Below are 1,665 nucleotides of genomic sequence, written 5' to 3'. Positions count from 1 at the left end.
CCATCTCTAACTCGCTAATCCCTAAATCTATAGATTGTGGAATTTGTTCTTTTTCAGATGTCACTATGTGCTGTTCTACTTCCGAATGAATAAGCTCAGATGAAGGTTCCTGTTTTTCTTGATTTATGTCAACAATTGTTGATGTCGACTTCATATTTTTAAATTGCTGTTGGATTCTCCATTTCTCTTTATCAGTTTTTAGCATTAAAACATTAAATGGAATGCCACTTTTTTCTTTCTTTTCTACAGATTGCTCTTCTAAAGGTAGTTCTTCTAAAGACTGTTCTTGCAACACATCTTGCTTATCATCTTCCTTCATTAGTGGCTGGACTACTGTAACTTCACCAATGTGGATGGTCGAATTTTCGATTTGTACTTGTTCTACAACTACCTCTTTTACATGGATTTCTGATTGGTCAGATGAAAGTTGTTCAATATTCAGCTCTTGTTGAACGGCTTCTTTCATTTGATTTTCAAATTCTACGGCAAAAGAAGTTGTTTGCGGTACAGGTAATTCCGTCGTCGTTTTATCACTATGATGATTTGTTTCGCCTGTTAATTTATCTTCAAAAGTAATCGGTTGCTTAGCAGGTACTTCGATTTTTCCAGTGATTTCAAGCTGTTCAGATTCATCTTTCCGAACTGCGCTAATAGGCTCTTTTTCTTCTAGTATATTTTCAATAGCCTCATTTGTTGTCGCTTCTTTTAAAGACTTAGAAGCTGTAGGTATTGCTAACTCTTTCTTGTCGTGCTCTTCCTTCCGTTTCTCTAATAATTGCTCAATTGGACTTGGCCTAGAAAAACCATAGACTGGTGACGGAACATCACTTGGTACAAAACGCTTGCGATTTTCGATTAAAACACTTTCATCTGCTTTTTCTAATTGATAATTCGTAACTTTAGGTGACGTCGGTAATTCATTTTGCGCATCTCGAAAAACAAGACTTGCTTTTGAACGATTCTCCTGTTCAGGCTGACTTCGTGTAATCGTCGTTCTACCAGTTCTCTTCGTCCGATTTGCTAATAGATCTCGAATACCTGAAACCTCAATATCGTAAAGACTCGAATCCACAATATGATTATTTAAATGCTTCGGTAGCGATAAATCTTCAATTTGTCCGGAGTAAGCATCATCCATTTGATTGAATGCTGCCTTTGATGATGGTGATGGTGAAGCTGAAAATTCCTCATCCTCAATTAACGGAAAACGAAAAGTTTTTTGTTTTGCTATGGTCGTTTCTTTATATGAATGCAACTGCTGTGATTGTTCTTCTTCATAGTCTTCATAAAACTCTTCATATTCGTAATCATTATCATCTTTATTTAAAAATTTATTCATTTGTTTTTTTAACCAATTCACATTGTTCACTCATTTCTCTTACACTTCATTTATAGCATTAACTAAATCAATTATGCCTCGACATAATTGCGGCCGGAGGCTTTTTGCCAACAGATGTTTTTTGCGCGAAAGCGTAGTGTTAACGCAGCGTCAGCGGCATGATGTTTTTTGCGCGAAAGCTTGTGTTAACGTAGCGTCAGCGGCATGATGTTTTTTGCGCGAAAGCGTAGTGTTAACGTAGCGTCAGCGGCATGATGTTTTTTGCGCGAAAGCGTAGTGTTAACGTAGCGTCAGCGGCATGATGTTTTTTGCGCGAAAGCGTAGTG

Annotated in this window: 1 pseudogene; it reads right to left on the bottom strand. The window is 37.3% G+C overall.

Annotation, left to right across the window (positions count from 1 at the left end):
* A pseudogene (locus ACIPKN_RS00310) lies at positions 1-1,360 on the bottom strand (hypothetical protein); the annotation flags it as partial.
* Between the last annotated feature and the right edge of the window lie 305 nt (positions 1,361-1,665).

The sequence above is a fragment of the Lysinibacillus sp. NPDC086135 genome, from assembly GCF_044746345.1.
Classification (GTDB): domain Bacteria; phylum Bacillota; class Bacilli; order Bacillales_A; family Planococcaceae; genus Lysinibacillus.
This window is presented reverse-complemented; position numbering and strand designations above follow the sequence as displayed.